The organism is Microcoleus sp. Pol12B5, from assembly GCF_036701335.1.
Lineage (GTDB): Bacteria > Cyanobacteriota > Cyanobacteriia > Cyanobacteriales > Microcoleaceae > Microcoleus.
This window is the reverse complement of the sequence record NZ_JAUBQQ010000126.1, coordinates 1-5,576: the sequence shown is the minus strand read 5'-3', so window position 1 is coordinate 5,576 and position 5,576 is coordinate 1. Positions and strand designations below refer to the sequence as shown.

At 42.8% G+C, this 5,576-nt stretch carries 6 protein-coding genes; 4 read left to right on the top strand and 2 right to left on the bottom strand.

The genetic code is table 11. From position 1 onward, the window contains the following. The 3 genes from aspS to QUA24_RS26570 all read left to right on the top strand — a co-directional run. Nucleotides 1-1,179: aspartate--tRNA ligase (aspS, locus tag QUA24_RS26580; protein WP_333233365.1), on the top strand; the 1,179-nt coding region annotated here is incomplete at its 5' end. 87 nt (nucleotides 1,180-1,266) lie between these two features. After that, nucleotides 1,267-2,379, top strand: a complete 1,113-nt coding sequence (locus QUA24_RS26575; RefSeq protein ID WP_333233363.1) for an AAA family ATPase — start codon at nucleotides 1,267-1,269, stop codon at nucleotides 2,377-2,379. Continuing rightward, a complete protein-coding gene (locus QUA24_RS26570) occupies nucleotides 2,376-3,182 on the top strand; it encodes a DUF3226 domain-containing protein (RefSeq protein WP_333233361.1) in 807 nt (268 codons plus the stop codon). The genes QUA24_RS26575 and QUA24_RS26570 overlap by 4 nt, the downstream gene beginning before the upstream one ends. Nucleotides 3,183-3,225: 43 nt before the next feature. Here QUA24_RS26570 and QUA24_RS26565 read toward each other — a convergent pair whose 3' ends face one another. Beyond that, the gene (locus tag QUA24_RS26565; RefSeq protein ID WP_190663608.1) at nucleotides 3,226-3,459 is read right to left on the bottom strand and encodes a hypothetical protein; all 234 of its coding nucleotides are present in this window, start codon (nucleotides 3,457-3,459) and stop codon (nucleotides 3,226-3,228) included. A 139-nt stretch (nucleotides 3,460-3,598) separates the two neighbouring features. On the opposite strand from QUA24_RS26565, the gene QUA24_RS26560 reads away from it, so the two are divergent. Then, a complete protein-coding gene (locus tag QUA24_RS26560; protein WP_172189296.1) occupies nucleotides 3,599-3,811 on the top strand; it encodes a ribbon-helix-helix domain-containing protein in 213 nt (70 codons plus the stop codon). Nucleotides 3,812-3,898: 87 nt separating this feature from the next. Here QUA24_RS26560 and QUA24_RS26555 read toward each other — a convergent pair whose 3' ends face one another. Beyond that, nucleotides 3,899-5,377 (bottom strand): glycosyltransferase family 87 protein, encoded by a 1,479-nt coding sequence (locus QUA24_RS26555; RefSeq protein ID WP_333233359.1) that lies wholly within the window; start codon nucleotides 5,375-5,377, stop codon nucleotides 3,899-3,901. Nucleotides 5,378-5,576 lie beyond the last annotated feature (199 nt).

Here is a 5,576-nt window from a genome sequence, read left to right as displayed (position 1 = left end):
TTCAAACAATTGTTAATGGTTTCGGGTTTAGACAGATATTATCAAATTGCCCGCTGTTTCCGCGATGAAGATTTGCGCGCGGACAGACAGCCGGAATTCACACAATTAGACATGGAAATGAGTTTCATGTCTTTAGAAGAAGTTCTCGAATTAAATGAGGGTTTAGTTTCCCAGATTTTCCAAAGTGTCAAAGGCGTAGAATTGCCCCGTCCTTTTCCGCGCTTGACTTACGCTGAAGCAATGGATCGCTACGGTAGCGACAAACCAGACACTCGCTTCGGTTTGGAATTAGTCGATGTTTCCGATTTGATGAAAGATTCGGGATTTAAGGTATTTTCCGGGGCGGTTGCTGCAGGCGGAATTGTGAAAGTTTTGCCGATTCCCGGCGGGAATGATGCGATTTCTAATGTGCGGATTAAACCGGGTGGCGATTTGTTTAAGGAAGCCAGCGAAGCCGGTGCGAAGGGATTGGCTTACATCCGCGTGCGGGAGAATGGCGAAATTGATACGATCGGCGCAATTAAGGATAATTTGACGGAAGCGCAAAAACAGCAATTGCTCGATCGCACGGGCGCGCAACCAGGTCATTTGTTGTTATTCGCAGCGGCTGATGTGACAACTGTCAATAAGACTTTGGATAGATTGCGTTTGTTCGTGGGTAACGAATTGGGATTGATTGACAAAGACAAGATGAATCTGCTGTGGGTGACAGATTTCCCGATGTTTGAATGGAACGCTGATGAGAAGCGTTTGGAAGCATTGCACCACCCGTTTACTGCGCCGCATCCTGACGATATTAATGATTTGAAAACTGCGAGAGCTCAAGCTTACGATTTGGTGTTAAACGGTACAGAAGTCGGCGGCGGTTCTCTGCGGATTTATCAGCGGGAAGTTCAGGAAAAGGTGTTTGAGGCGATCGGCTTATCGACTGAGGAAGCTTACAATAAGTTTGGCTTTTTGTTGGATGCGTTTGAGTATGGAACTCCGCCCCACGGAGGCATTGCTTACGGTTTGGATCGGTTGGTGATGCTGTTGGCTGGTGAGGAGTCTATTCGCGATGTGATTGCGTTTCCGAAGACGCAGCAGGCTGGTTGTTTGCTGACGAATGCGCCGGCTGGGGTGGACGAGAAGCAGTTGAAGGAGTTGCAAGTGCGATCGACTTATACGCCTAAGTCATAAGGCGATCGGGACTTAGGCAAAGCCTATGTGTCATGCTGAGAGAAGCGAAGCATCTCAGAATTACGTTGAAATGCCTAAGTCATAATTATGAAACACCTTGACAATTTAACCATTCATCGGTTCCGAGGCCTGCGAGATTTGAACTTGCAGGACTTGGGTCAAATCAACATATTGGTTGGTGGGAATAACTCAGGGAAAACCAGCGTTTTAGAGGCGATATCAACCTATTGTCGCCCCTTAGATCCGCTGGAATGGCTGAACACATCGTGGCGGCGAGAGATTAAATCTTCCCGTAAGCCCCAGCTCGATGCTCTTAGATGGCTGTTTCCTCAAAACAGTGAAGTCTCTCATATCCATGTCTACGAAGGAGAAACTTATGTTTCAAGTACGGGCGATTTTCCTGTAACAGAATTGAGAGCAATTTACCGAGAGTTTGAAGGAGTTTCGGAGTTAGGCGAGGCAGAAAATAGCTCAGAATCTCAACTAGAAATTGAGGAAATAGAATTTGACAATATTCTCCGAGGTGCTGAGTTAGAACTCAAAGTAGCAACAACTTTTAGCCCTAATGAATTATCACTAAGTTTTGAAATTTGGGAAAATCAGCGTTTTGTTAACAGAAAAAATCGCTCAACGGCGGTACTACCAATTGATACAGTAACACCGTTTTCTCACCGAATAGAACAGTTACAAATTAGCTTGCTGTCAGAAGTTATTTTGTTGGGTATTAAGCCCGAAGTAATAAAATTACTTCAACAGATGGATTCAGAAATTACTGATTTAGTAATTTTGTCGCAAACTGGCAAACGTCCCAGCCTCTACATCGATCACAAACGTGTAGGTATTTCGCCACTTAGTGCTTTTGGTGATGGAGTGCGGCGTTTGCTGTTCATTGCTTTAACACTGGTAAAAGTGGAGGGTGGCGTTTTATTAATTGACGAGATAGAAACAGCAATTCATACGGTCGCACTTGGCAGTTCCTTTGCTTGGATTGTGGATTGGTGTCAGCGATTAGACGTGCAGTTATTTGCAACTACCCACAGTTTAGAAGCAATTGATGCGATGTTGGAGGCTAGCAATTCCGAAACAGATTTAGTTCTTTATCGTTTGGAAAAAAAGGAGTCAGAAACTAAAGCAATCAGACTTGAACGGGAAAGACTGCACAGATTGCGGGAGGATTTAGGTCTGGAGGTTCGCGTGTGAGATATGCCATTATTGGAGTAGAAGGCCCGCACGATCAGGCCTTTGTCGGCAAGGTTCTCAAGCTTTTGGGTTTTAAAGATTTTCGGGAAGAGTGGGATAAATTGGATAAGTTGACAAGATTGGATATGTCAAAAGAATTGGAGAGTAAATTCAATAAATTCTGGCACAAATTTATTCCTAAGTATCCCAAACAAGGAAGCTTGTACAAACGTCTTAATATGCCTTCTATTCTGTTCACAGAGAGCCTATCGGTAGCAATTTATGAAGGCGAAGGAAGCAATATTGTGACTAATTTGGATGACATTTTGTCTGCTAATTCTGAGTATCAAACAAACTTGGCAGCATTCGGGATAGTTGCCGATTGTGACAAATCAACTCCCGATCGCATTGTCGCAACATATTCTAATAAGTTCCGCAGTTATTTTCCTAATTTTCCACTTAACCCTGGTGTTGTAGATACTAATAGCCCGCGTACAGGAATATATGTTTTGCCAAACAATCAGCAGCAAGGTGTTTTAGATACTTTACTGTGCGAGTGCGGACAGATAGCTTATCCCGCGTACATGGAGAAAGCTAGTTCATATCTAAATGAGTTCTCACAATCAGATATAAAAACTTTAAAATGGAAAAATTTTGATCAACAAAAAGTTTTAATTGCTACTGTTGTCAGCGTTCTCAAACCCGGCAAAACTAATACAGCAAGTATTGCTGATAATAATTGGGTGAGCGAACAGACACAGCAGCAGGTTCCGGCTTTGGCAAATTTTATTCAGTTTTTGAGTCAACTTTTGGAAGTGAGTTAATGGACGATCGCACTTTTTCAATTCGTGCGATCGCCCTCAACAATTACTCTTTCCAGTAACGGGTTAAAATCCGAATCACCTCACCCGCTATCGGCGATGGTAGAGGCGGGCTCCATTCCCCAACTTCTGCAAAACCTAAAACGTGCAACAGATTAACGATGCTGTCTACCGCTTTGGGAACGCCACACAACAGCAAACGAATCGGTTGCTTACCTTGAGGTACATCAGGAATTTCTTCCCGGAGCAGTTCAGGAACTGATTTTGGCTGTGATATCATACAGTTTCTCCTAAATATGGGAGTTCAAGCCCCCATCGAACGATTGCAACTCTGACCGGTGGGGGTTTTGTGTTTGACTATTTACACGGTATCACACCGTGTGTCACTATGCAAGAGGCGTACAAAGAAAGTACGATCGATGTATGAAGTAAATTCCCAGTTGCCTAACTTGCCAGCAAAAAACCTAAAACGAGTCACCAGCTACGTTCCTCCAAACGCCTACAACGTCTTGGAAGATTGGGCCAAGAAAGAAGACCGGACAGTCAGCAATCTCGTAAGTCGGATTGTCTCTGAAGCTGTAGATGCTTACTTGGCTAAAAAGACTACAGAAGATGAACCCAGCAGCAATTAACCTTTGATCTCTAGGCTGATGGGTCATTCTCAACTGCCAACCTGTCGGGCCGTTTATTTTGTGTTGGAGTGGGGTTTTGTTTTTCCTCTAACCCGAAACCTGATCCAAAGGGTCAAATTCACCAACCTGTTTTTGACGAAGAGAGGTAATTGCTAAGACTAAAACACTTAACGTAAGGCCTAAAATCGCATAACTCGGTACTGAAAAAATAGTTACTTTAAACAAATAAGGCAATTCCCCCCCCTTCCAGTTCCACCGCTTTCCTAGAAACACCAACAGCCCGCCATGAATCACAGCGGTTTGCACCATGACACAGCCCGCCGCCAATAACCAAACCGACATTCTTTGCCTAGAGAAGGCACAATTTTTAATCTGAAAACATAAATCATTCAGCAAAAAAACCACCGCCGGTGCTAGCATCACAGAACTGGTTGGCTGAGAATAATTGATAGCAATACTCAAAGTAGAAATTAGCACCATTTCAGATAAGTCAACCTTTTTTGACCAAGCATTGCGAGATTGTTTTTTGTAAAAATACCAACTCACTAAACCAACTAGCAGCAGAATAATCAAGTCAGAAAATAGCTTCGCCACAAAGGGACTATCGGGGAAAAATCTCGGCCCCATAACCCTTAAATCAAGGCGACTCATAGAAATATAAGCATTATTCGATGGGTCGTTGAGCCAGAGTGGAAATCCACGAGTCGCATCCTGTATAAAACCTGTTAAGGAATTGCCCGTTACAGCTAGACCTATAACTGCCAAAAAAGTTACCGTCACTATAGATATAAAAACTAGCTGAAACCGTCTTTTGATGAAAAAATAAGGAAGAAACAATATAACTAAAGTAGGCTTAAAAAGGGCAATACCTAATAAAACTCCTGCAATCATATCCCGATCTTTTCTAGCATAAATAAACATCCATAACAGCAGAACCGCAATAAAAGTTGCCACATTGCCAACTTGAAGATCGAAAACAAACCCGTAGAGGAATGCAACTGATATACTACAAATAGTCCGAAAAGCTCGTGAGTGCGACTCTAGCAAGATATTCGCTCCCCATAAAACAAAACCTGTGGCAATAAGATGCAGCCAAGTCCAGATTGTGAATGCAGTCTTCATCGGGAAATAGCCCACAAACCACAGCGGAGGAATGATATTAGGTGGATAAACAAAAGATGGAATAAACCCACAGACTTTAGTAATGCTACAGAAACCGATGTTAAACACCTCGACATTAAAGGGACTCAAATGCTGATGGGCTAATCTACTCGCTACATAAAACCACTTAAAATCCCAGTAAGGCGGATCTGGCCGATTAGTCAGATTGTAAACCAACCAACCGGTATAACAGAGAAATCGGGTGAGAACTAATACAATAACTGCTTGCAAAATAAAGTTAACAATAGGTTGACGAAAAAACTGAGCCAACCTTTGGAGCGAAGGATGTTTTAAAAACCAAGAATCTTGCCATGCAGTTTTTTCGCTATCTAATCGCCAATTATATTTGAGAAACCAAGCGACTGCAATTAGAATTATTACATTCCAGAATCCAAAGCTAATCATAGGAAATAATTTTAATAAATTTACTCTTGGATGATATCACAACCAGAAATTATGTCATGTCCGATCGACAACCATAATATCCCGGTCGGGGCGGGTTTTTGAGAGGGTCAATTATTGGCAGGTATTGTTGGTGAACCCGCCCCTTGTATCTTAAAAGAGTTGGTGTAGCGATCGTACCGTCAAGCAGGCGATCGCTCCG